This window comes from Mycolicibacterium vulneris (assembly GCF_002104765.1).
GTDB lineage: Bacteria > Actinomycetota > Actinomycetes > Mycobacteriales > Mycobacteriaceae > Mycobacterium > Mycobacterium vulneris.
This window is the reverse complement of record NZ_NCXM01000017.1, coordinates 39190-63015: the sequence shown is the minus strand read 5'-3', so window position 1 is coordinate 63015 and position 23826 is coordinate 39190. Positions and strand designations below refer to the sequence as shown.

21 protein-coding genes and 1 pseudogene are annotated in these 23826 nt (G+C 67.4%); 10 read left to right on the top strand and 12 right to left on the bottom strand.

Annotation, left to right across the window (positions count from 1 at the left end):
* Positions 1 to 65: 65 nt before the first annotated feature.
* Together B8W69_RS17265 and B8W69_RS17260 are read left to right on the top strand one after the other, a co-directional pair.
* Positions 66 to 1355, top strand: a complete 1290-nt coding sequence (locus B8W69_RS17265; protein WP_181447428.1) for a lipase family protein — start codon at positions 66 to 68, stop codon at positions 1353 to 1355.
* A gap of 76 nt (positions 1356 to 1431) precedes the next feature.
* On the top strand, positions 1432 to 1992 hold the full coding sequence (locus tag B8W69_RS17260) for a TetR/AcrR family transcriptional regulator (protein WP_085291025.1): 561 nt from the start codon (positions 1432 to 1434) through the stop codon (positions 1990 to 1992).
* A 33-nt stretch (positions 1993 to 2025) separates the two neighbouring features.
* On the opposite strand, the gene B8W69_RS17255 is transcribed toward B8W69_RS17260, so the two are convergent.
* Positions 2026 to 2634, bottom strand: coding sequence for a TetR/AcrR family transcriptional regulator (locus B8W69_RS17255; RefSeq protein WP_085291024.1), 609 nt, complete (start codon positions 2632 to 2634; stop codon positions 2026 to 2028).
* A gap of 67 nt (positions 2635 to 2701) precedes the next feature.
* Here B8W69_RS17255 and B8W69_RS17250 point away from each other — a divergent pair, with 67 nt between their 5' ends.
* From B8W69_RS17250 to fadD1, 3 genes and pseudogenes are all read left to right on the top strand, one after another.
* A complete protein-coding gene (locus B8W69_RS17250) occupies positions 2702 to 3541 on the top strand; it encodes an alpha/beta fold hydrolase (RefSeq protein ID WP_085291023.1) in 840 nt (279 codons plus the stop codon).
* A 43-nt stretch (positions 3542 to 3584) separates the two neighbouring features.
* On the top strand, positions 3585 to 4355 hold the full coding sequence (locus B8W69_RS17245; RefSeq protein WP_085291022.1) for an SDR family NAD(P)-dependent oxidoreductase: 771 nt from the start codon (positions 3585 to 3587) through the stop codon (positions 4353 to 4355).
* 425 nt (positions 4356 to 4780) lie between these two features.
* A pseudogene (gene fadD1, locus B8W69_RS17240) lies at positions 4781 to 6379 on the top strand (fatty-acid--CoA ligase FadD1); the annotation flags it as partial.
* Positions 6380 to 6470: 91 nt separating this feature from the next.
* Here the strand turns inward: fadD1 and B8W69_RS17235 are convergent.
* The 6 genes from B8W69_RS17235 to B8W69_RS17210 are packed head-to-tail and all read right to left on the bottom strand — an operon-like array spanning position 6471 to position 12784.
* Entirely contained in the window at positions 6471 to 7121 is a 651-nt protein-coding gene (locus B8W69_RS17235; RefSeq protein ID WP_085291020.1) for a MarR family transcriptional regulator, read from the bottom strand.
* On the bottom strand, positions 7118 to 7552 hold the full coding sequence (locus B8W69_RS17230) for a Zn-ribbon domain-containing OB-fold protein (RefSeq protein WP_085291019.1): 435 nt from the start codon (positions 7550 to 7552) through the stop codon (positions 7118 to 7120). Before B8W69_RS17230 ends, B8W69_RS17235 begins: the two co-directional genes overlap by 4 nt.
* Complete coding sequence (locus tag B8W69_RS17225) at positions 7549 to 8709, bottom strand: thiolase family protein (protein ID WP_085291018.1); 1161 nt, start codon at positions 8707 to 8709, stop codon at positions 7549 to 7551. Before B8W69_RS17225 ends, B8W69_RS17230 begins: the two co-directional genes overlap by 4 nt.
* Positions 8710 to 8734: 25 nt before the next feature.
* Positions 8735 to 9076: a hypothetical protein gene (locus B8W69_RS17220; RefSeq protein ID WP_085291017.1), complete on the bottom strand. Its 342-nt coding sequence runs from the start codon at positions 9074 to 9076 to the stop codon at positions 8735 to 8737.
* Between the two features lies 1 nt (position 9077).
* A complete protein-coding gene (locus tag B8W69_RS17215; protein ID WP_085291016.1) occupies positions 9078 to 11411 on the bottom strand; it encodes a CaiB/BaiF CoA-transferase family protein in 2334 nt (777 codons plus the stop codon).
* 2 nt (positions 11412 to 11413) lie between these two features.
* Entirely contained in the window at positions 11414 to 12784 is a 1371-nt protein-coding gene (locus tag B8W69_RS17210; RefSeq protein WP_085291015.1) for an amidohydrolase family protein, read from the bottom strand.
* Between the two features lie 285 nt (positions 12785 to 13069).
* Here B8W69_RS17210 and B8W69_RS17205 point away from each other — a divergent pair, with 285 nt between their 5' ends.
* Positions 13070 to 14047: a LacI family DNA-binding transcriptional regulator gene (locus B8W69_RS17205; RefSeq protein ID WP_110881973.1), complete on the top strand. Its 978-nt coding sequence runs from the start codon at positions 13070 to 13072 to the stop codon at positions 14045 to 14047.
* On the opposite strand, the gene B8W69_RS17200 is transcribed toward B8W69_RS17205, so the two are convergent.
* From B8W69_RS17200 to B8W69_RS17185, 4 genes are all read right to left on the bottom strand, one after another.
* Positions 14044 to 14889: a DUF4436 domain-containing protein gene (locus tag B8W69_RS17200; protein WP_085291086.1), complete on the bottom strand. Its 846-nt coding sequence runs from the start codon at positions 14887 to 14889 to the stop codon at positions 14044 to 14046. The genes B8W69_RS17205 and B8W69_RS17200 overlap by 4 nt on opposite strands.
* A 234-nt stretch (positions 14890 to 15123) precedes the next feature.
* Entirely contained in the window at positions 15124 to 15534 is a 411-nt protein-coding gene (locus tag B8W69_RS17195) for a Zn-ribbon domain-containing OB-fold protein (protein ID WP_085291013.1), read from the bottom strand.
* A gap of 3 nt (positions 15535 to 15537) precedes the next feature.
* Positions 15538 to 16746 (bottom strand): thiolase family protein, encoded by a 1209-nt coding sequence (locus B8W69_RS17190; RefSeq protein WP_085291012.1) that lies wholly within the window; start codon positions 16744 to 16746, stop codon positions 15538 to 15540.
* 9 nt (positions 16747 to 16755) lie between these two features.
* Entirely contained in the window at positions 16756 to 18978 is a 2223-nt protein-coding gene (locus tag B8W69_RS17185) for an acyl-CoA dehydrogenase family protein (protein ID WP_085291011.1), read from the bottom strand.
* A gap of 165 nt (positions 18979 to 19143) precedes the next feature.
* On the opposite strand from B8W69_RS17185, the gene B8W69_RS17180 reads away from it, so the two are divergent.
* On the top strand, positions 19144 to 19740 hold the full coding sequence (locus tag B8W69_RS17180) for a TetR/AcrR family transcriptional regulator (protein ID WP_085291010.1): 597 nt from the start codon (positions 19144 to 19146) through the stop codon (positions 19738 to 19740).
* 5 nt (positions 19741 to 19745) lie between these two features.
* Here the strand turns inward: B8W69_RS17180 and B8W69_RS17175 are convergent, their stop codons facing one another.
* On the bottom strand, positions 19746 to 20342 hold the full coding sequence (locus tag B8W69_RS17175) for a TetR family transcriptional regulator (protein ID WP_085291085.1): 597 nt from the start codon (positions 20340 to 20342) through the stop codon (positions 19746 to 19748).
* A gap of 62 nt (positions 20343 to 20404) precedes the next feature.
* Here B8W69_RS17175 and B8W69_RS17170 point away from each other — a divergent pair, with 62 nt between their 5' ends.
* The 3 genes from B8W69_RS17170 (at position 20405) to B8W69_RS17160 (ending at position 23826) form a co-directional block, all read left to right on the top strand.
* Positions 20405 to 21502, top strand: a complete 1098-nt coding sequence (locus B8W69_RS17170; RefSeq protein WP_085291009.1) for a DUF1214 domain-containing protein — start codon at positions 20405 to 20407, stop codon at positions 21500 to 21502.
* Positions 21499 to 22671, top strand: a complete 1173-nt coding sequence (locus B8W69_RS17165) for a sulfotransferase family protein (protein WP_085291008.1) — start codon at positions 21499 to 21501, stop codon at positions 22669 to 22671. Before B8W69_RS17170 ends, B8W69_RS17165 begins: the two co-directional genes overlap by 4 nt.
* A 78-nt stretch (positions 22672 to 22749) precedes the next feature.
* Complete coding sequence (locus tag B8W69_RS17160; protein ID WP_085291007.1) at positions 22750 to 23826, top strand: putative PII-like signaling protein; 1077 nt, start codon at positions 22750 to 22752, stop codon at positions 23824 to 23826.

The window sequence follows — 23826 nt, the reverse complement described above, 5'->3', positions numbered from 1 at the left end:
ACCAATCTCTAAAAAATTAGAGATTTCCCTTCCGCTGGCGACCCGCTGATTGTTACCGTTCCGTAATGCGTCGGGCCGGGGGAGTTTTCGCAGCACTGCTGGTAATTGTTTCCGCACTCGTGGGAGTCGGAGATGCGCGGGCCGACGGCGGGGACGAACCGCAGTACGCGGACTTCTATCTTCCGCCGGATCCCCTGCCGCCCGGCCAGCCCGGCGACCTGATCCGCACCGAGCCGTCGCGGCTGGTGCTGGAGCCCTCCGGCCAGCTGGGCGCGATCATGGCCACCGGCACCCGGATCATGTACCGCAGCACCGATACCCGCGGCAACCCCATCGCGGTCACCGGCACCTACTTCGAGCCCTATAACGACTGGCCCGGCGGCGGACCGCGGCCGCTGATCAGTTACGCGCCCGGCACCCAGGGCCAGGGCAATCAGTGCGCCCCGTCGCGAATGTTCAACCAGGGCATCCACTATTCGGGTGGCTGGGACATCATGTTCAACTACGAGGAGCTGTTCGTCGCCACCATGGTCGCCCGTGGCTTCGCCATCGTGATGACCGATTACCAGGGCCTGGGCACCCCGTCGATGCACACCTATGTGGGCCGGGTGGCCGAGGGCCAGGCCGTGCTCGATGCCGCCCGCGCCGCCATGCGGCTTCCCGGAACGTCGTTGGATCCGCATGGCCCGGTGGCCTTTTGGGGCTACTCGCAGGGCGGTGGCGCCTCGGCGTCGGCCGCCGAACTCGCCTCGCAATATGCCCCCGACCTTCATATCGTGGGCACCTACGCCGGCGCCCCGCCGGCCGACCTCAAGGAGCTGTTCCCCTACGCCGACGGCAGCGTCCTGGTCGGTGTCGTCGGGTACGCGCTCAACAGCGTGATGGCCGCCTACCCGGAATTCGCCGATACCATCCGCTCCAAGATGACGCCGCGCGGGCTGGCGATGCTGGAGTCGGTGTCGCGCCAATGCGTGGGACAGACCCTGCTGGACTTCATGTTTCGTCACCTGCAGCCCTACTTCACCGAAGACATCTACAAATTGGTCAACGAGGAACCGTTCAACACCCTGTTCGACGCGCAGCGGATCGGGCGCTTCAAACCCAATGCGCCGGTGATGATCGACAGCAACCGGTACGACCCGCTGGTGCCGTGGACCGCGGCCAATCAGCTGGGCCGCGACTGGTGCGCGCAGGGCGCCGACGTGGAATTCCGCACCAACGAAGAGCCGCCCTTTCTCAACAAGTTGATCATCAACCACGCGCTGCCAATGCTGGTCGACGGCGAACCCGCCATGCAATGGATCGCCGCCCGCTTCAACGGCGAGCCCACGGCACCGAACTGCGGCCAGTTCTAAACTGTGGGTTATCGCTGCACGTAGAAAGCACAACGCGGCGGAGCGGCGCCGCCAGCTCGCCGACGCCGCGATTGAACTGCTGGGCGGCAACGGGGTGCACGGGGTCAGTCACCCGAAAGTCGACGGCCACGCCGGCGTGCCGGCCGGCACCACGTCGTTCTACTTCCGGACCCGCAAGGCGCTGATGCACGCCATGGCGACGCGGCTGGCCGAACTCGACCTCGCAGACTTCTCGATGATGGCCGAACTCGCCGAGGGTCACGGCACACAGTTCACCGGCACCGCGGGCCTGGCCCGCATCGTCATGTACGTCAACAGCGAACCCTGGCTGACCCGCGCCAAGGCGCGCTACGAACTCGCGCTGCTCGCCGGGCGGGACGCGGAACTGGCCGCAGCCCTAAGCGACTCCGCCGACCGGCTCTACGCGCTGGCGCGCGATGTCGTCACCCAGTGGCATCCCGCCGACAGCGCGCCGGATCCGGCACTGATCGACGACCAGGCGATCGCCACGCTCGCGTTCATCAACGGCATCATGCTGACCTTCGTTGCGGGCCAGCCGGCCGTCGACGATGCCGAGCACCTGGACCGGCTGATCCAAGGCGTCATCGCGGGCGTCGCCAGTGTCCGCGAAGACTGACGGAAGTTGGCCGGCCCCTGCGGGTTTTGGGTGTCACCGAGCGGCAAACATGGCGGCGATGAGTCGATGCAGCACCTGACCGATTTCCCGACGGGTCCGTCGCGGGTCGTCGGCGGTGGCGATCACCATGGCCGCTTCGTCGAGCGCGCCGATCAGCACGTGCGCCAAAGGCCGCACCGGCTGCTCGGCCAGTTCGCCGGCCCGGATGGCTTCGCTGAGCATCTGCTCGGTCATGCCGAGGCTGTATCGCTGCGCGACGTCACGGAATTCGGCCCAACCGAGCACGCTCGGGGCGTCCAACAGGATCAACTGGCGCACCTCGGGGTCGCCGGAGACGTCGAGCCACGCGTCGACCGCGGCCCGGACCGCCTCCGTGGGCGTGGCGGCCCCGGACTCGGCCACCACGACGGCCATCCGCGCCATCACATCCTGCTCGACGACCTCGACGACCTCGCGGAATAACGCTGCCTTGTCGGCGAATTGGTGATACATCGCCCCCCGGGTGACCCCGGCAGCGGTGGCGATCTCCGGCGTCCCCACGTCGGCGTAGCCCCGCAGCCCCCACAACTTGCGGGCAGCCGCGATCAGCGCGTCGCGGGTGGCCGCGGAGCGCTCTTCCTGGGTCCGTCTCTTGCTTTCCATACAACCTGTTGGTAACTTACGAACAGACAGCCTGTTTGTAAGTGTATCTCTGAATTAGGAGTTTGCTATGTCGACGATCGACATTAGTGCCGGAACCATCCATTACGAAGCAACCGGACCCGAGGACGGCAGGCCGGTGGTCTTCGTGCACGGATACATGATGGGCGGGCAGTTGTGGCGCCAGGTCAGTGAGCGCCTGGCCGCCCGCGGTCTGCGCTGCATCGCGCCGACCTGGCCGTTGGGCGCGCATCCGGAGCCGCTGCGGCGCGGCGCCGACCAGACCATCACCGGCGTTGCCGGCATGGTCGCCGAAGTGCTCGCCGCGCTCGACCTGCGGGACGTGGTGCTGGTCGGGAACGACACCGGCGGCGTCCTCACCCAGCTGGTGGCCGTGCATCATCGCGAGCGGCTGGGCGCGCTGGTGCTCACGAGTTGCGATGCGTTCGAACACTTTCCGCCGCCGATCCTCAGGCCGGTGATCCTGGCGGCCAAGTCGAAGACGACGTTCCGGGCCGTGGCCCAGGCCATGCGAGTGCCGGCGGTACGCAAGCGCGCGTTCGATGGGTTGGCGCATAGCAACATCGATGAGCTCACTGAGGTCTGGGTGCGCCCGACGCTGTCGCTTCCCGCGGTCGCGGAAGATCTGCGGCAGTTCACACTTTCGATGCGCACGGAGGTGACGACGACGGTGGCGGCCAGGCTGTACGACTTCGACAAGCCGACCCTCATCGCGTGGTCGGCCGACGACGTGTTCTTCGAGCAGGAAGACGGGGCGCGGCTCGCCGCGACCATCCCCAACGCCCGCCTCGAAGTCATCGCGGGGGCCAGGACCTTTTCCATGGTCGATCAGCCCGACCGGCTCGCCGATCTGCTTTCGACGATCGCCGTGCGCAGCTCACCTGCGTGACGCCGCCGCGGCGGATGCCCCCGCTCGCGGTAGCGTCTTGGTCATGTCAGATCCGACGTCTCCCCTGTTCGGCAGGCGAATCCTGGTCACCGGCGGCGCCACCGGTATCGGCGCGGCCGCCGTTGCGGTCCTGACGGAGGCGGGGGCCGGCGTCGCCGCGACCTATCACCAGACGCCACCGCCGGACGGCCTGACGGCAGAGTGGTTGCAGTGCGACGTGCGCGAGGCCGAGGCCGTCTCGGCGATGGTCGGCGAGGCGGCGCAGCGCCTCGGTGGACTCGACGTACTCGTGAACGCCGCCGGGCTGTGGCAGGCGGGAATTCCGGGTTACATCGGCGCCGACGACATCTCATTTCTGTTGGACACCAACATCAAGGCGACCATCCTCACCAACCAGGCCGCCTACGCGGTGATGAAGAACCAAGACCCCAAGGGTGGTCGCATCATCAACTTCGGGTCGTCCGAAGCCGTGATGGGCAGCCCGATCTCGGCCGTCTACGCCGCGACCAAGGGCGCGGTGCAGGCGTGGACGCGATCGGCCGCCAAGGCCTGGGCCTCCGACAACATCACCGTCAACGCCCTTGCGCCCGCAGTGCAGACGGCGGGCGCCGACCGGCTCCGCGATTTCCTCGGCCCGGGCGCCGCGGCCCTGATCGACCAGCAGATGCAGATGATGATCCCGCTCGGCGGCACGCTGGGTGAGCCCGCCCGCGACGTCGGTCCGATGCTGGTTTTCCTGGCCGGCCCCGGCTCGGGCTTCATCACCGGCCAACTGCTGGCCGTGGACGGTGGCCTGATGATGGTGGGCGGTTAGGCAGCCGACGGGCGCTGGGTTCGATTACCAACGGCGTTGAGCGGCACCAGCTTTGGTCGTGGTCTTTCGGCCCGGCAGTCTGAGCGCGGCGGCGCCGCCGGCCGGAGACGCCCATCAACCGCGATTGTGCGACTTCGAGGCGATATTCGCGCGCTCGATTCCTGAGCAGGATCAACGACCTGTGCAACTCCAAGAGCATGGGTCCAATGATGGCCGTGGAATGCGAACGGAACGGCTATACACGCGGTCCCCGATCGGGAATCCTGGGCGAAATGGCCATGAAAATTTCCACAACGCGAGGTGGTGCAGAGCATGCGTCCACCGGAACTGCCTGCCGCTGCGGTTTGGCGGCGACGAGCCGCCCGCTACTATAAGACGGACCGTCTCGTCTCGTAGTACGGGCGGAGTGAAGGTGAATTCGACCGATGGCTGACGACACGATTCAGGCGCTACTGCGCAAGCGCCTGTCCGACCCCGGGGTCGCGGTGAAATACCTTGACTTGCAATGGACTTGGCGTCAGTATCTGGCCGGCGCCGCGGCACGGGCCGCCGCCTTGTTGGCCGCCGCCGATCCGCAGCGCCCGATGCACATCGGCGCCCTGCTGGGAAACACCCCCGAGATGGTCAGTCAGATGGCGGCGGCCGGGCTCGGCGGCTACGTCCTGTGCGGACTGAACACCACCCGGCGCGGTGAGGCGCTGGCCGCCGACGTCCGGCGCGCGGACTGCCAGTTCGTAGTCACCGACGCCGAACACCGGCCGTTGCTGGACGGCTTGGACCTCGGCGCCACGCAGATCCTCGACTCCTCGACACCGCAATGGAGCGAATTCGTCGACGCCGCCGGTGAGCTCAACCCGCACCGCGAGGTCACCGCGATGGACGCCTTCATGATGATCTTCACCTCGGGGACGAGCGGAAATCCCAAGGCAGTGCAGGTCTCCCACCTCATGGCGACGTTCGCCGGCCTCAACCTGGTCCAGCGCTTCGCCCTCACCGAACAGGACACCTGTTACGTCTCGATGCCGCTGTTCCACTCCAACGCGGTCGTCGCCGGATGGGCGCCCGCGGTGTGCTCCGGTGCCGCGATGGTGCCGGCGAAGTTCTCGGCGAGCAGTTTCCTCGACGACATCCGACGCCACGGCGCCACCTACATGAACTACGTCGGCAAGCCGCTCGCCTACATCCTCGCCACCGCCGAACGCGACGACGACGCCGACAATCCCCTGCGGGTGGCCTTCGGCAACGAGGCCAACGACAAGGACATCGACGAATTCGGACGCCGCTTCGGTGTGCAGGTCGAGGACGGCTTCGGTTCCACCGAGAACGCCGTCATCGTGATCCGCGAAGAAGGCACCCCCAAGGGCTCGATCGGCAAAGGCATGGACGGGATCGCGATCTACAACAGCGACACCGTCACCGAATGTGCTGTCGCCCGGTTCGATGCGGACGGGGCGCTGGTGAACGCCGACGAAGCGATCGGCGAGTTGGTCAACACGGCAGGTTCGGGTTTCTTCACCGGCTACTACAACGACCCGGACGCCAACGCCGAACGCATGCGTCACGGCATGTACTGGTCCGGGGACCTGGCGTACCGCGATGCCGACGGCTGGATCTACCTGGCCGGGCGCACCGCGGACTGGATGCGGGTGGACGGCGAAAACCTGGCCGCGGCGCCGATCGAACGGATTCTGTTGCGGCACAGCGCGATCAGCCGGATCGCGATCTATGCCGTTGCGGACGGTCACGTCGGAGATCAGGTGATGGCCGCGATCGTGCTCAACGACGGCCAGACCCTTGCGCCCGCCGAATTCGAAGCATTCCTGGACGCGCAGCCCGACCTGTCTTCCAAGGCCCGCCCGCGCTTCGTCCGCATCGCGGCCGACTTGCCCAGCACCGCAACGCACAAGGTGCTCAAGCGCCAGTTGATCGCTCAGGGAACGGCCGTCGGGCCGGGCGAGGTGCTGTGGGAGCGCGAACCACGGGGCACGGCCTACACGGCCTACACGGCCAGTGGCGATCGCAAGGGCGGCGAAGCCGGGCGCAGCGGGTCGCCACCATCGGCCAGTGGCGATCGCAAGGGCGGCGAAGCCGGGCGCAGCGGGTCGCCACCATCGGCTACAACGGGCTCCTCGGTACCCGGCGCCGGATCTGCCCCTTCGACCGCCGCACCCGTTTGACCGGGTCTCGGGTTGTGCCGGCGGCGATCTCGTCGCGAAGTTGGGAGATGTTGGAGATCTCCGCGTATAGCCCGCGGATCGCGTAGTCCAGCACCGCAAACGAGTAGCGCTGCTCGGGATCCTCGGTGATGCCGAGCTCGACCGACCGCTGCCGCGACCACAGCGCCTCGTCCAGCCGGGCCCGCGTGGCTTCCAGATGCCGGTCCAACGCGTCGAGGACGTGCTCGGGATCCTGCCCGCGGGCCAGCCACGTTTTGAGGATGACGGGGTGTTTGATGACGACCTGATCCTGGCCTGGAAAGTGCTGGACCCAGCGGCGCAGCGCCTCGAGGCCGGCATCGGTGGTCTCGTACAACGTGATGGCACGCTTGCCGGACTGCGCGCCGGTCTCGCTGACCATGCCCCGCTGCAACAGGCGGGTCAGTTCGCGCCGCACGTGACTGACCGACGGCGACCAATAGAAGTGCCCGACCGACAGTTCCGCGCGCATCTTGATTTCGCCGGCGGTGAGTTGCTCGTCGTTGGCCGCCAGCACCCCCAGCACCAGGTAGGCGGTGACCGGCAGGCCGTTGGCGGTTCTGGGACTCACGAGCTGTCCGTCTCCGCGCCGGTGAAGTACGGCAACGTGACGTCGGGCCCAGCGGCGTGGAACTCCACCCGCACCCGCAAGCCGACGTCCAAGTCCTCCGGTGGTACGCCGACGACGTTGGTTAACATCTGGTAGCCCTCGTCCAGGGTGATGATGGCCGGCGCGTAGGGCGGCTCGAATTCCACTGTGACCGGCCGATATACGACGGTCCAGCTATAAATCTCGCCGCGGCCGCCGCCCCGCTCCCAGCTGAGGTTCTCCGAAAGGCACTGGCGGCAATGCTCGGTCGGCGGGAAGTTGGCCGATCCGCAAGCCGCGCAACGCTGGTAGCGCAGCTCATGGGACCGGCATCCCTCCCAGAACGGGCCGCTGACGTGGCTACTCGCGTGCGGGACGGGACCGGTCTGGGGCCGCAACGGGTCGGAGGTCATCGTGGTTCGTCTCCCAGGATCAGCACCGTCGTGAACAGGGCCCCGGCTCCCCCGTTGCTGCACAACGCGACATGGGCGTCGGGGACCTGAAGATCGCCGGCCTGTCCGCGCAGCTGTTGCACCGCGCGGATGGCCCGCTGCATCATCTGCGGGTTGGCTCCCGCGTGGCTGAACGACATCGTTCCCCCGTCGGTGGTGATCGGATGGCTGCCGTCGATGGCGATGTGACCGTCGGCCACGAACGGGCCTCCCTCGCCGTCACCGCAGAAGCCGAAAGCCTCGAGCTGGCGGATGATTTCGAAGGAGAACGGGTCGTAAAGTTCCAGCACGTCGACATCGTCACGGCACAGTCTGGCGTGGTTGAACGCGCAGTCGGCGGCGCGCCGGCCCACCACACCGTTGACGTGATCCCCGCGCCGCCCGGCAAGGTCGTACGCGGGCGGATGTTGATAGGACGGGCCGTGGAAGTCCGCGCCGCTGCCCAGCACGTAGATGGGTTTGCCCGCAACGTCGATGCCATCGACGTTGGCCACGACCAGCGCGCATCCTCCCTCGGAGGTGGTGGCGCAGTCCAGCAGATGGAACGGGTCGGCGATGGGCCGCGACGCGGTGATGTCCTCTGGGACGAACGGCCCACGGTCGTAGTAGACGGCTTCGGGATTGCGTGAGCCGTTGTTGCGGATGGTTGCCGCCACCATCGAAAGTTGTTGGCGCGTCGTGCCGTAGACATGCATGTGGCGCCGCGCGATGAGCGCGAACTCGGCGGTGGTGAACATGCCCCAGGGGGCGACGAATTCGTTCTCGGGCCTGGTCCACGGCGCGGTGGCCTCGTGGTCGCGGTACTCGCCGGCCTGGGCCGCGACCAGCACCACCACGTCGGCCATGCCGTGCTCGATGGCGGTGACCGCCTCGGTGATCATGCCGACCCCGAACGCCAGGCCCTGCCAGGCCGGCCCGATCCGCAGGTCGTAGATCAACGAGGTGGAGTGCGGGCTCGCGCTGATGCCGTCGACGTCGTCGAGGGTCAGGCCGGCGTCGTCGAGCGCGCCCAGGATCGCCTTGATCGCCAGGCCGCGCGAGGTTTCGCCGTCCAGGCGCCGCCCCTGCCGGGTGTTGTGCACCCCGACGATCGCCGCGGTGCGCTTCGCCGCCGTCACTGACAGTCCATTCCGTTGCAGCCCTTCAGTTTTCGTCCGCGACGACACCCAGGTAGGTGCCCCGTACTTCGTATTGCCGCCCGTCGCGCGTGATGGTGCCGATGGTTGTGCCGTGTGTATCGGCGTTCTCGGCGTCGGCAGTCGAATCCAGTTCCAGGACATCGATGCGCACGTCCACCGGCCGCGCCGTCTGCGGATCGGTGATCTCGACGACCATCGCGACGGCGTGTTCGTCGTCGTCCCATTCGACGCTGGTGATGCGGTGCCGCGCGGTCAGCTCCATCACCACGGAGTCCTGGCGCACCAGGAAGCGCACCGGTGCGCACAGCTCGCCGGCGCGGGGCGGCACGCACAGGCTGACCGCCATCTCACCAGCCCGCCGGCCGGGCGCTGATGGTTCCCGACTCCCGCATTGCGGCCAGGTCGTTCTGGCTGTGGCCCAGGACGCCGGTCAGCACCTCCTCGGTGTGCTGGCCATACAGCGGAGGGACCCGCCGGATCCACCGCCGCGGTGTGCCCAGGAACACGAAAGGCATTCCGGTGCAAAGGAAAGACCCCGCCACGGGGTGGTCGACCGTTTCCCAGAAGCCCCGGGCCCGTAGCTGCGGATCGGTCAGCAGGTCCGCGGCCGGGGTGACGGGCGCCGCGGCCACACCGACGGTGCGCAGCGCGTCGACGGCCTCGGTCACCGATTGCCCCGCGGCCCAGGCGGCGATGAGTTTGTCGATGTCGTCGGCACGCTCGGCCCAGCCGGATTCCTCCAGCCCGGGCTGGCCGAGGAGGCCGGCCAGCGCCGAGCGGGCGACGGCGTCCGTCGCGGCCAGCGCGACCCACTCGTCATTCCCGCGGCAGCGGTAGACGCCCTGGGGGCTGGCCCCCTGGCCGCGGTTTCCATTACGGCGCATCGCGATCCCGTTGCGGGAATACTCGACCAGCATTTCGGCAGCCACGTTCAGCGCGGCCTCGACCATGGTGGACTCCACCTGCATTCCGGTGCCGCGACGGTCGCGGATCACCAGCGCCGCGACGGCGGCGAAGGCGGCGTGCAGGCCGGCGATCGGGTCGCACACCCCGCGCGGGATCACCGGTGGGCCGTCGGCGTGTCCGGTCATCCACGCCATGCCGGTGGCCTGTTCCATGGTCTGCGCGAAGCCAACCCGATCGCGCCACGGGCCGTCGAGGCCGAACGCGGGCATCCGGACCATGATCGCCCGCGGGTTGGCCGCGCGCACCGCGTCGAATTCCAGGCCGAAGTTCGCCATCACCCGGGGTGAGAAGTTCTCGACGACGAGATCGCTCGCGGCGATGAGTTCGAGGGCGAGCTTTCGTCCGGCGTCGGTGCCGAGTTCGATGCTGACGCCGCGCTTGTTGTTGTTGCTGCACAAGAACACCGGGCCCCACTCCCACCACTGGTCCCAGTCGGGTGGGCGGCCGGCGGAGAACCGCATGCCGTCGGGCCGACGCACGCCCTCGATCTTGATCACGTCGGCGCCCAGGGCGCCCAGCAGTTGGGTGGCGACCGGCCCGGCCCAGAAGGCGGTGAAGTCGGTGACCCGAACGTCGGACAACGGCAGTGCGCCGACGTCATCGCCGCGCGGCGATTCGGGGCGCGCGGGCCACCGCACGCTCCCGGTGTCGGCACCGAGTCGCGGCGGTTCTGCGGGCGCCCCGGTCGCTATCGCGTCGCTGCGATAGGGCACCCGCGGGGCCAGCACCCCGGCCGGCGATTCGGCGAAGACGCCGCGTTCCACGAAGTGATCGATCTTGGGCAGCATCTCGGGAGTCGCGATGGGGGCGACCGGAATCCGGAATGCCACCGCGAGATCGACGATCTCCTGGGTGGTGCGGCTCCCGGTCCATTCGGTGACCATGCCCAGAAACTCGTCGCGGCGCTCGACCCGGCCGGCGAACGAGGCCAGTTCGGCGTCGTCGACCAGATCGGCGCGCTCGATCATCACCAGGAAGTCCTGGAACTGCTGCGCCGTGATGGTGCAGAAGCCGACCATGCCGTCGGCCGTCGGAACGATCGAGGGCAGCTCCAGGCTGCGTTCGTGCAGCAGTGAATCGGCACCCAGCACGCTGGCCGACATGGCGGACAGCCCGCCCATCGCGATCGCCATGGCCTCGTAGGTGGAGACGTCGATGACCTCGCCGCGGCCGCTGCGGGCGGCATGCCGCGTTGTCGCCGCGGCGACCGCCGCCGCGAAGGTGCCCGCCAGCCACTCACCGAGCCGGCCGCCGGCTTGTACCGGCTCGTCGTCCGGCCAGCCGCGGCCGGCGATCGACCCGCACAATGCCTGCAGGATGAATTCGTTCGCGGCGAGCTGGTTTTCGACGTACGGGCCGGTGGTGCCGAATGGTGTGATGGCCACGACCACCGCGCGCGCGGCCGTGTGGGCGGTGATGGCGTGCAGTGTCCATCCGTCGGTGAGATCGGTGAACACGAGGTCGGCGCCGGCCAGCAGCGAGGTGATTTCGGCCTGGTCGTGAGTGACGACCGACTTCTTGCCTGCGGCCAGGTAGCCGAACAGCGCCCCGGGCGGTCCGCCCGCCGACCAGCCGCGCAGCGAATCACCCTGTGGTGTCTCGACTTTCACCACGTCGGCGCCGGCGTCGGCGAACATCTTGCCGCAATAGGACGCCGCCAGGCCGTTGCACAACTCCAGCACGCGCCAGTCCGCGAACGGCGCTTCGGCTGCCACGCTCAGTTGCCCAGGGTGGTGGCGCGACGCCGGGCGGATCGCCCGGAAATATCGGGAGCCTCGACCGTCACGGGAGCCTGCGCCGAGGCCTGCGCCTGGAGGGCGAACTGGGTCATCCGCGTCCATGCGTCCCGGTCGCGCTGGCTGGCCTGACGGCCGACGTGGGTGACCACGTCGACGTCGGTGGCCTGTGCGCGCAGGTAGCCGGCCCGCGCATGCTCCTTCGGGATGTATCGGAACGGGTCGAATGAGTATGCGGCCATGGCATTTTGGTGGGTGATCTTGTCGATGACCGCGTCGTCGAGGTGGCCCATGGTGGCGACGATGTCCTCGGGCGCGAAGGGCCAGTTGCTGTCGGAGTGCGGGAAGTCGGATTCCCAGCACAGCATGTCCTCGTTGAACCAATTCATGTTCTGCACACCGACTTTGTCACTGATGAAGCAGGTGTAGAAGTGCCGCTTGAACACGTCGGTCGGCCCGTCATATCCCGGCGGGAAGGACGCCAGCGTCCAACCCGAGTGCCGGTTGTAGACGTGCTCGGCCCGCCAGAGGAAGTACGGGATCCAGCCGACGTCGCCCTCGGTCAGCGAGAACTTCAGCTGAGGGAAGTCCGCCCAGAACTGCGCCCAGATGAGTTCGGTGAAGGTGAACATGCTCATCATCGACGAGGCGGTCATCTGCACGCTGGGCGGGGCGTCCGTCGACACCTGCGGCGAGCGCGACGCGGAGCCGACGTGGGTGCACAGCACCGTGTTGCTTTCACAGACGGCTTCGAACAATGGATACCAGTACTTGGTGTGAATGCTGGGCATTTGCAAAGCCTCTGGGTTCTCCGAGAATGTCACGGCGTGACAGCCCTTGTCGGCGAGCCGTTTGACCTCCCTGGCCGCCTCGGCCACGTCGAACAGCGGCAGGATGCCGCACGGGATGAATCGGCCCGGGTACGCCCCGCACCATTCGTCGACGTGCCAGTCGTTGTAGGCCTTGATCATCACCAGGTTCGTGTCCCGGTCGGGGCCTTGGTTGAGGACCTGGCCGGAGAAGCCGGTGAAGTTCGGGAAGTTCAACCCCGCCAGCTGGCCGCCGGCGTTCATGTCCCGAACCCGCTCGTCGACGTTGAAGCAGCCCGGCCGCATCTCGTCGTAGCGTGAGGCGTCGATGTTGTACATCTCGCGCGGCTTGCCCGCGACGGCGTTCAGTCCCATGTTGCGTCCGCGGATCTCGCCGTAGTACCACTGCTGGACGCCGTCGGGTTCGACGACCACTCGCGGGGCGCGGTCCTTATAGCCGGCGGGGACGTGCGCGTCGAACATATCGGCCGGCTCGGCGATGTGATCGTCCACGCTGATCAGGATCAGATCGTCCTTGTTCATGCCGCGCTCCTCGGTCGATCGATGGTGACTAGTAGATAATGGCCCGGGTCACAGTGTCAACCGCGGGCGGCGGGCGTCTGCACAAGCGTGTGCGCGCTAACCTGGGATATTGCAACGTCATAGGCGCACCTCCCAATGCTGTGGAGATCAAAAGCGCGTGCCCTTCAGCTATGACTATTAGTTCTGCCTGGCGCGCCGGTCGCAAACCCCCGGCGTGGGATGGCGCGATGAGCGCCGTTGTCGCGTGCCACCATGGGGCATGACCTGGCCCGGAGGTAACGGGAGTTGAGCACCAATAAAGCTGCGCGTCCGACCACCGCCGACGTGGCCCGCCTGGCCAGCGTCTCCACCGCCACGGTCAGTTATGTGCTCAACAACGCCCGGGGCCGCCGCATCTCCCCGGAAACCCGCGACGCGGTGTACCGCGCGGCCAAACTGCTGGGCTACCGGCCCAACCTGGCCGCCCGCAACCTCGCGCGCGGCAAAAGCGGTGTGGTGCTCTACGTGGTGCCGCACGTCGCCGTCGGCGAGATGCCGATGCAGGCCGGCAGCCGGATGACGACCGCACTGGCCCGCGAGGGTTTACTTCAGGTGCAGATCTTCGAGACCGATGATGACCAGCACGTGGTCGACGCGATCGAGAATCTGGATCCCGTCGCGGTCACCAGCCTGTTCCCGCTGAGTGCGGCCGCGCGGCAAGCGGTGACGAATGCGGGCATCCCCCACATCGAGATCGGGACACTGCCCGCGCTCAACGACCCGCATCTGTCCGTGGGCGAGCTGCGGGTCGACCACCTGGCCGAGCGGGGCCATCGCCGAATTGCGTTCGCCTACACCGGTATCGCCCGATGGCGCCCACTGGGTGACTACTGGTTCGAGGGTGTTTCCCGGGCGGCACAGCTGCGCGGCCTCCCCGCCGTGCGAGTCGACGAGGTCACCCTGGACAACGCCGCCGACGTGGTCACCGGGTGGGTGGGCGACGGGGTGACCGCGGTCTGCGCGCAAAGCGACGAAATCGCCTGCCTCGTCCTATACGGCATCCATCGGGCGCGGCTACGCTGTCCCGGCGATCTCGCGGTGATGGGCGTCGACGCCAGCCCGATGGGCATGGTGAGCACGCCGCCGTTGACCACCGTGCAGTTCGATCCCTGCGCGGTCGCCGACGCCGCGCTTGCCGCGGTTTTCGAGCGGCTGGGGCACCCCGTCCCGCCGTCTCCAGAGCCGACCGACATCGCCCACCTGGTGGTGCGGTCGTCGACCTAGCTGCTTCGGCCTGAGAGAATCTCGGTTGGCCGCTGTTCTGCCGGGTCCTCACCGCCCGAATCAGGCCGCAGATGTCGCCACCAGCACGCGATGTACAGCAGCATCGAGACCACCAGAGCGACCAGCACCCACAACACGATCGTCATATCGATCCAGCTGCCGAACGCCGGCGAGCCGGGAAGCGCGTTTCGCAGCGGAACCACCGCGAACAGCATCGCCGCGTACCAGGCCATCATCGGCGATTGAAACTTTCGTCGGTCCCGCAGGGTCTGAACCGCGACGAGCACCGCTGCGCCGGCAATCGCGATCAGGATGCAGAGAATGACGACCGCGAACACCATGGTGCTCGCCGCCCGCTGGATCTCCACCTGGTAAGCCGCACGTGGTCTGGCTTTACTGGGCCCGGACGCGTGGACCTTCCAGCCAGGCAGCCGGTCGACGATCATCACCTGGGCACGTTGGGGCGTCTGCGCACCACCGATGAACATTTCGACCGCGAACGGCCCCGCGTTATAGCGGTCGAACGGCCAGCGCTCGACGTCCCGCACCAGGGTGAGCGGGACTGGGAAAACTCCGGGCAGCATGCCCTTGGACCAGGTGCGTTTGACCGGAGTCGCGACCGAGGTGACCTCGACGGTGAGGTCTTGCTTGAGGCCCTCGGTGGCGGGATCCAGCAACGCGGATCCGGGCGAAACCGCGAGGTTGCACAGGAGCGCGCCGTAATCCGATTGGATGCCTTCGACATTCAGCGTCACGGCCGTCTCACCGCTGTTCGGAGGTGCACCGCTTGAAACACGATGCGAAGCAACACCATCGATGTACAGCACAATCGACGTGACCATGGCGCCGACAACGATCGCCAGCAACACGATACTGCCGGCTTTCCTGTGTGATGTGCCACCGGTGCCTTCGAATTCAGGTTCGGACCGCTTGGCCGACCACGCTCGCACCGTTCACCTCCCGTTCAACAGCCTCGGTTCATGCTAATCGTGCGCAAGCAGGTGACAGCAATCCAGCACCGCCTTCCAAGCAGTTACACAGCTCGCTCGTCCTCGACAAGTGCACTCGGATCGGCGTCAGTCGGCGGGCTCGTAACGCAGCAGCGTGACCTCGTGTTCGGGGTAATCGCAGAACACCGGCTTCACCCGCATCCCGACCTTCAAGCGAGCCGGGTCGACGTTGACCATCTCGGTGGAAAACCTCGGGCCCTGGTCCCATTCGACGATGGCGAGCAGCTGAGGCACGGCGTCGGCGAAATGCGGACTGACCGGCCGATGGGCCACCGTGTACGAGTACAGGGTCCCCATCCCAGAGATTTCCCGCCACTCCAAGTCGTCGGCCAGGGTGCGCGGCGCGCGCACCCGCGGGTAGAACACGTACGCCTGCAGCGATGGCGAATACTGGATGGCGATGCGATGCTGCGCCAGCGCATCCCAAAACGGCGCGCTGGTGGGCGTTTTGACGGGCATCGGTCGTTCGAAGTTCATCGGTCAGTCCCCTTGCAGAATCAGGGTGGTCTGCTCGGACAGGATGCCGCCATTGCCGGACACGAAGGCCCGGTTGCAGTCGGCGATCTGCGCGGCGCCCGCGCGGCCCATGATCTGGCGGGTGGCGTCGCAGACGTGGTGCATTCCGCCGGCCAAACCCGCTTGGCCGAAGCCCAATTGGCCGCCGGCCGTATTCAGCGGGAAGTCGCCGCGGAAGGTCAGGTCGTGGTTGGCGACGAACTCCATGCCTTTGCCCTTCTCGCAGAAGCCGGCATCCTCCAGCGAGAGCAGCACCGTGATGGTGTAGCAGTCATAGATCGAGACCATGTCCATCTGGTCGCGGCCCAGGTCGCTCATCGCGAAGGCGGTGTTGGCCGCGGCGGCGATCGGGGTGTTGAGCAGATCCTCGGCGTACGTCGGGGTCTTGAAGGGCACGTGCTCGCCGAATCCCTTGATCCACACCGGACGATTGCGCGACCGCTTCGCCAGGTCCGCGCTGGCGACCACGACCGCCGCGCCGCCGACGCAGGGCATGACGATCTCGAGCATGTGCAGCGGGTCGGCGATTACCGGGCTGGCCAGCACGTCGTCGACGGTGAGCGGCTTATCCTTCCAGATCGCGCCGTCGGTGTGGTTGGCGTTGACCCGGGTGTCGACGACGAGCTTGGCCATGGCCCGCTCGTCGTAGCCGTACACCGCCGCGTAGCGCTGGGCCACCTGGCCGTAGGGGCCGTTCTGGCCGAGGTTGCCGTAGGGGATTTCGAATTCGGCTTGTGGAGAGCCGTATTGGTTGCTCGACGAACCGAAATACAACGCGTCGCCCAGCGATCTGGGCTTCTTCGGAGACATCGGGGTGATGTAGCGGGCGGGCAGCGCGCACAACACCGCGTCGCAGATGCCGAGTTCGACGGCGGCGGCGGCCCGCCACACCATGGCGGCGGCGCTGGCCCCGCCGAGGTCGACGTGCTCGGCGAATCTCGCTCCTACGCCCAGGTATTCGGCGATTGTGGAAGGGACGAAGATCTCCGACTCGGCCAGGTGTGACGCGACGATCCCGTTGACGACCTCGAAGGGCAGGCCCGCGTCGTCCAGCGCGGCGGCGCCGAGTTCCGCCCACTGTTCGATGGCGAACGGCGCGGGTGACGCCTTGGTCATGCGTTCCGGCGGCAGTTCGACGTATCCGACGATCGCGGCTTCTCCGCGTAATCCCATGCTGTGTCCTTATTTTCGGGGTAGGCCGAGGATCATCTGCGCGATGATGTTGAGCTGGATCTCCCTCGTTCCCCCGCCGATCAGCTCAGCAGGTAGATGCAGATAGGGTTCCACGACCGCGGCGTCGGGGTCATCGGCCATCGCGACCTGCCCGGTCAACTGCAGCGTGGCCTGGAAGGTCCGGCGCAGCAACACATTCATCGCCACCTTGGCGATGCTGGACGCCGGGCCCGACGCCTGCCCGTCGAGCAGCCGGATGGTTTCGCGCACCCCGAGCGCCCTGATCGCGTTGGTGTAGGCGTCGAGCTCGCCGAGCTCCCGCAAGGCGTCATCACGGTCGGGTCCGGGTTGAGCCGCGAGCCTGCGCAACGCGATGGCCCGGTCGAACTTGACGTATCCACTGATAGCCGAACGCTCTTCGGCCATCGTCGCGATCGCGAGGCTCCAACCGTCGGTAGGGCCGCCCAGCAGCATCTCGTCGGGAACGAAGACGTCGTTGAGGAACACCTCGTTGAAGTGCGCCTGCCCGGTCGCCGTCTTGATCGGCTGGATTTCGATGCCGGGCGATCGCATGTCGAGGATGAAGTACCCGATGCCGCGGTGCTTGCTGGCTTCGGGGTCGGTGCGGGCCAGCAGTGCGCCCAGGTCGGCGTACTGCGCCAACGACGTCCAGATTTTGTGGCCGTTGATCCGCCAACCGCCGTCGACCTTGGTCGCCCGGGTGGTCAGCGACGCGAGATCGGAGCCGGCGCCCGGCTCGCTGAACAGCTGGCACCAATGAATCTCGCCGCGTTGGGTCGGCGGAATCATCTGCTCCTGCAAGTCCATTGGTGCGGCGGCCATTACCGAGGGCAGGATCCACTCGGCGATGTTCAGCGATGGCCGAACCAGCCCGGGCCGCTTGGCGAACTCCTCGTCGATGATGAGCTGCTTCAACGGATCCGCTCCGACGCCCCAGGGTGCCGGCCAGTGCGGCGCCATGAGACCGGCGTCGGCGATCAACGTGCGTTGCGGCCCGGAGGCCTGGTCCGCGTAGTCGCCATGCGGCGCGGGCTTGTCGTTGCGTAATTGCATTGCCGCATCCAGCGTCTCGGCGACCCAGGACCGAAATTCCGATTCCGCGTCGCCAAGATTCACCGACATGTCGCGCGTCTGCGTGCACGCGAGCTCGCCCAGCCGCCGCGCCCAGCGATTCGCCGGACCTACCGATCCCGCCAGGCTGATGGCCCGCCGCCAGTACAGGTGCACATCGTGTTCCCAGGTGAAGCCGATGGCCCCGAGCATCGTCAGGGCGTCGAGCACCAGGTCCGGGATCGGCGAGACCGCGATGGTCGCCGCCCCGGCCGCCGCGAGGCGGTGCTGGTCGAGCGGTTCGTCGACGGCGCGGACCGCGTCCCAGGCCGCCGCGGTGGCCAGCTCGCTGTTGACCAACAGCATGGCGGCGTTGTGTTGCAATGCCTGGAAAGTTCCGATCACCTTGCCGAACTGTTCTCGGATGCGCAGATGCGCAGTGACCGCCTCGACGCACCATTGCGCGATGCCGGCGAGCGTGCTGGCCACCAGACCCACGGCGACGCACCGCGCGCGGTCCGGGTCGATGCCGCGGAGGACCTCCGACTCGGTCGCGCGGTAGTCGTCGAGCCGTAGGATGCCGGCGTCGGCGACGAGGTCGGTGCCGGTTACGGGTTCGACTGTGGCCGCGGGGTTTTCGGGGTCCACCAGCAGCCAGACGACATCGCCGTCATCGCCATGGGCGCCGAGCAGGATCGTGCGCGCCGCACACACACCCTGCGTGACCTGCGAGGCGCCGGTGACCAGCCACCGCGCGCCGTCGAAGCGCGCAGAAAGGTTGTCGTCGGGAAGCACGGTCGCCGCGGTGGCGCCGGCCGCCAGGTCGCGCAGGAATGACTCTGCTTGCGGCGCAGGTTCGGCGAGGAGCGCGACGGCTCCGGCTGTCACCGTCGGCAGCAGGGGTCCGGGCAGCAGCGACTTGCCCGCCGATTCCAGGACGCAGGCGGCGTCGATCGGCCCTCCGCCCTGGCCACCGAGGTCTTCGGGTAGATGCACGGCGTGGAAACCGTTGGCGACCAGGGCATCCCACCAGCCGGGTACGCGACCGGCCGCGAGGTCGTCGAAGCGCTCACGCGTCGTGGCAATGGGAGCATTGCGGGCGGCGAACTGCGCTACGGCGTCGCTGAGCTCCTGCTGCTCCGGACTCAGTCCCAGGGTCACGAGGACGGCCGAGAGATAACTGGCGTGGGCCGCACGGACTGCTATCCTTTCGTCACAAGACGGACCGTCTCGTCTTGTGGAACATTACCGGCGCGAGTCAGGATATGTAAAGCGCGTCCGATCACCCGGCTTTCGATCTGAGTTCGCAGAAGCGAGGACCACCAGATGCCAACCGATCTGAGCGGGGTGAACGCGCCAGCGGGCTCGCCGAGGAGGCGCAGCGAGAAGTCCCGCACGGCGATCGTCACCGCGACGCGCGAACTGCTGCTCGAGCGTGGGTTCGATGGGCTGACCATCGAGGCGGTCGCCGCGCGCGCCGGGGTGGGCAAGCAGACCATCTACCGGTGGTGGCCCACCCGCCCGGCGCTGGTCGCCGATGTGATGCTCGAAGACGCCGACAAGCTGCTGGCGTCGGTCAACCACACCGGCAACGTCAGTGCCGACCTGGTCGGCTGGGTCGGCAAGCTGTTCGCCAGCCTGACGACGCCGCGGGGTTCGGCCATGCTGCGAACGCTGACGGTCGCCTGCATGGAACATGAGGACACCGCCGTCAAACTGCGCGCCGGATTCAGTGCACCGCTGCATGACAGCGTGCGGGCCCGGCTGCTGGCCGACGGCATCGACGAGGCCACCGCCGAATCGGCGGCGGACGCCATCGTCGGAGGGGTGGTGTACCCGATCCTGTCCGGCGCGCAGCCCTACTCGCGCCGGCGCGCCGAACGGACCACCCGGCTCATCGTGGCAGCCCTCATTGGAAGCTGAGCGGTTCAGCCGACCGTGAGCGCGGCCAGGCCCTGACTCACCCGGTCGGGCAAGGAGCCCCCGTGGCTCAGCCAGTCGTCGAGCGCGATGCGCACCGCCGCCATGGTCAGCGCGCCGATCAGTCGCGGGCGCGGGTCCTGCGCGGTCAGTCCGGGCATCCGCGGTGCGATGAGTTCGGCGATCGCCAGCTCGTAGCGCACATAGATGTGCAGTGTCCACGCGTCCAGCGTCTCGGATGACCTTGTCAGCGTGGCCAATTCACGGATCTGCGTCTCGATCTCGGCGGAGCCGCGGCCGAGCTCACCAAACGCGCCGGTCACCGCCTCGATGGCGGTCAGCTGTGGCGGCTGGGCGGCCAGCGCCGCGGTGATCCGGTCCAGCCAGTGGGCGTTCATGCCCTCGGCGACGGCGTCTTCCTTGGAGTTGAAATAACGGAAGAACGTCGCCCGGCCGATGTCGGCGGTGTCGGCGATGCGATCGACGGTGGCCCCGGCCAGGCCGCGGCTGGCGACCAGCTCGGCCGCGGCCGTGGCGATGCGCTGACGCGTCGCCGCCCGCTTGCGCTCGGCCAGCGATGGCGTCGCGGACGCGGCACCAGACATGTCCCACCCCTGTTTCTCGCGAATCGACATGAAACCGTAAGACATAGTCTTATCATGAGACGATGTCTCAGATCCCCGATTCGGCCGATCCGCCGGCCCCGAAAGCGCGCGCCGCGTGGCAGTTCGTCCAGCAGATGCTGAGTGACGTCACCAAAATCGTGACCGAGGACGCCGAGTCGGAGCGCGAACTGGCCGAGGGTCTGCGCGTGCTCGCCCGGGTATCGTCGCTGTGTGCGCAGATGACCGTCGAGTCCGACCCCGAGCGGCCGTCGTTCTTCGATATGTGCTCGGAGAACCGGATGATCGGGGGTCCCAACCCCGACGGCAACTACTACCTGGCGATGATTCGCGGCGACCGCCGCTACCGGATCACCGGATCCCGCGGTACCAGCGCCTACCTCGGGTTCCAGATCCTGGCCGGCACCGGACTCACCCCACGGCGGATGGCCGGTTATGTCAGCGACGTCGACCTCGCGCTCAGTTCGGGGGAATTCGCGCTGGTGCTCTCGGCCGACGAGCCGTCCGATCTGGCCGATGCCCAGTGGGTGAAGATCCCCAACGACGCCTCGTCGGTGGTCGTCCGCGAATACATCGGCGACCGGGCGAGCGAGGAGTTGGCCGCGCTGCGCATCGAGGCGCTGGACCCAAGCCCGGTGGCGGTGCTGACCGATGACGAGCTCGCCGACCAGTTCACCGCGATGGCGTGGTCGCTGATGAAGCTTGCGACCCTGCACCGCACCATCAAGCCCGAACTCCTGCAAACGCCGAACACCTTGCTGACGGCGCAAGCGGCCGATCTGGGTGCGGCCGACACCACGCCGGACAACCTGTACATGATGGGCACCTTCCGGCTCGAACCCGGCCAGGCCCTCGTCCTCGACATCACGCCGCCCGACACCCGGTACTGGAACGTCACGCTGGAAAGCATCTGGCACGAATGCCTGGAGCCGCGTCGCCGGCGCAGCTCGGTGACGAACCGCGGCGTACAGCCCGATGCCGACGGACGGGTGCGGATCGCAATCTCCGCGCAAGACTTCGGGTTTGGCCATTGGCTCGACACCGGTGGCCGACATCGCGGCTTCATCGTCCTGCGCTGGCTGGACAATCCGAGCCCGCCCGAGGTCGCCGTGTCGGTGCGCGAAGCACGGGAGCGGACATGACATTGCAGGACCGATTCGCCCCCGAACGGCTGATCGCCGCCGCCTGCGAGGAAGTCGGCAGCGACGACTTCGGCGACGAGGGTTGGCGGTCCGGGTTGCACCGGGTCACGGACGGGCTGATCAACGACGCGCGGCTATCCGATATCGGCGTCGAGATCGCTCACCTCGACCTCATGCGGGCTCTGAAGAACCGGCTCGGTGTAATCGCTTGGCGCAAAAAACATCCCGAGATCGCGGCCGAGAAGATCAAGGCGCCGATCTTCATCGTCGGCCAGCCGCGCACCGGCACCACGATCCTCTACGACCTGCTCGCCCAGGATCCGGAGCTGCGCGCACCGCTGACCTGGGAGGTCGACGAGCCGTGTCCGGTGCCACGGCCCGAGACCTATCACACCGATCCCCGGATCGCCCAAACCCAGGCCAGCATCGACCTTTCCGAGCAGATCATGCCCGGCTTTCTGGCCTTTCATCCGATGGGCGCTCTGGTCGGTCAGGAGTGCGTGCGCATCACGGCCGCCGAGTTCGTCAGCATGATCTTCTCGGTGCAGTATCGGCTGCCGAGTTACTACCGGTGGCTGATGTATGAGGCCGACCACGCGGGCGCCTATCGATTCCACCGAATCTTTCTGCAGCACTTGCAGTCTGGCGTGCCCGGCCAGTGGTTGTTGAAATCGCCGGCGCACCTGTGGCAGCTGGATGCGCTGCTGGCCGAATACCCCGACGCGCTGATCGTGCAGACCCACCGCGATCCGCTCAACGTCATATCGTCGATCGCCGCGCTGACCCACCACCTGCGCCGGATGTGCAGCGACGAATCCAGCATCAGCGAATGCGCGGCCCAGTCCTACGAGGAGATCGTCGTCGGCCTGGAGCGCGAGATGACCCTGCGGGACAGCGGCGCGGTGCCCGCGGGCCGGCTGATCGACGTGCAATTCGCGGATTTCATGAAGGATCCGTGGACCGCGATCAAAGACATTTACGAACGGTTGGACCGCGAGCTGCGGCCCGATGCCGAGCAGAAGATGCGCGACTTCCTGGCGTCCCATCCCTCGGATGGCGGGCGCGGCCGGTACACCTGGTCGGATACCGGGCTGGACGCCGTCGAGGTGCGCGAGCGGGTGAGCGCCTACCAGGACCGTTACGGGGTGCCGACCGAACAGCTGCGCTGACGTCGGTCGCGACGAACACCGCTGCGGCGCTTGGTGTCTGCGAGCGGGTAGGCTCGCCGAGAGGCGACGGGAGCGGCGATGGACGATTGCCTGAAGCTCACCACCTATTTGGCCGAGCGTAGGCGGACCGGGGACAGCTTTGTCTCCGATGTCCTGCTCGGCTTGTATGCACAGCACCGCATCGCGTGCGGTGTCCTGCTGCGCGGCATCGGTGGGTTCGGCACGGGTCACTATCTGCGCACCGACGAGTCCCTGACGTTGTCGGAGGATCCGCCGGTGGCGATCATCGCGGTCGACACGCGAGCGAAGATCGAGGCGCTGCTCGACCCGGTGCTGTCGGTGAAGCAGCGCGGTCTGGTCACCCTGGAGCGCGCTCGGCTGCTCCGCGAGCACATCGGGACCCCACAGCTGCCCGAGGATCTGCGCGACGCGGTCAAGCTGACGATCTACGTCGGCCGCAAGCAACGCGTCAACGGCTCACCCGCCTACATCGCCCTGTGCGCTCTGATGCACCGGCGCGGTCTCGCCGGCGCCACGGTGCTGCTCGGGGTGGACGGTGTCGCGCACGGAGAACGCCAGCGCGCCAGCTTCTTTGGGCGCAACGCCGACGTTCCGATGATGATCGTCGCCGTCGGTTCCGGCGAGCACATCGGTCGAGTGTTGCCGGAACTTGGCGGGTTGCTCCACAGGCCGATGTTCACCCTCGAACGGGTCCGCGTGTGCAAGCGCGACGGTGAATTACTCGAACGACCGCATGCGCTGCCCGGGTTCGACGAACACGGCCTGCCGCTGTGGCAGAAGTTGACGATCTACACCTCCGAGGCGGCGCACCACGATGGTGCACCGATTCACCGCGCGATCGTCCAGCGGCTGCACCAGGCAAAAACCGCGGACGGCGCGACCGTGCTGCGCGGCGTCTGGGGCTTTCACGGCGATCACCCGCCCCACGGTGACGGCTTGTTTTCGCTCACCCGCCGGGTTCCCGTCGTCACCATCGTGATCGACACCCCGGCCAACATCGCCGAATCCTTCGCCCTCATCGACGAATTGACCCGAGAGGAGGGCCTGGTGACCAGCGAGATGGTGCCCGCTCTGGTTTCCGACGAAGGCGACGGCGACGCCGGGCCGCCGCGCATGGCCCAGCACCGCTACTAA